Source organism: Hansschlegelia beijingensis (assembly GCF_045505405.1).
GTDB lineage: Bacteria > Pseudomonadota > Alphaproteobacteria > Rhizobiales > Methylopilaceae > Methylopila > Methylopila beijingensis_A.
This window is the reverse complement of the sequence record NZ_JBJKEX010000738.1, coordinates 1-523: the sequence shown is the minus strand read 5'-3', so window position 1 is coordinate 523 and position 523 is coordinate 1. Positions and strand designations below refer to the sequence as shown.

1 protein-coding gene and 1 pseudogene are annotated in these 523 nt (G+C 75.1%); both read left to right on the top strand.

Annotation, left to right across the window (positions count from 1 at the left end; genetic code table 11):
* Positions 1-294, top strand: a pseudogene (locus tag ACIKT0_RS19920) (DNA mismatch repair endonuclease MutL); the annotation flags it as partial.
* Positions 291-523 (top strand): hypothetical protein (locus tag ACIKT0_RS19915; RefSeq protein WP_407106965.1); only part of this gene is annotated, 233 nt, incomplete at its 3' end. The pseudogene ACIKT0_RS19920 and the gene ACIKT0_RS19915, both read left to right, overlap by 4 nt.

Below are 523 nucleotides of genomic sequence, written 5' to 3'. Positions count from 1 at the left end.
ACCCCGGCGCCGCTCGGCCCGTGCGACGGGATCAGGCTGGTGCGCGACGTCGCCGAGGCGCTGGCTGAGGGCGAGGCGGACGCCACCCCGATGGCGCGCCGGCTCGACCACATCCTGGCGACGGTCGCCTGTCACGGCTCGGTGCGGGCGGGCCGCCGGCTGAAGCCCGACGAGATGAACGCGCTGCTGCGCGCGATCGAGGCGGAGCCCGCCGCCTCGACCTGCAACCATGGCCGCCCGACCTTCGTGACGCTGACGACGGCGGATCTCGAAAAGCTGTTCGGCCGGCGGTGAGCGGCGCCTTCCCGGATCCCGGGCTGCTCGATCTCGTCGAGCACGCCGTGCTGGTCGCGGTCGGCGGGCGGGGGCTTCGGGTCGCGCCCAATCCGGCGGCGTGCCGCCTGTTCGGAATCGCCCATGAGCCGAAGCTCCGCGTCCCCCTGTCCCGGCTCGTCGGACGGTCCGCGGCGGCGGAGCTCGCGAGCTTCGCCGAGCGGCTGCCGACGAACGGCGCCGGAGATCG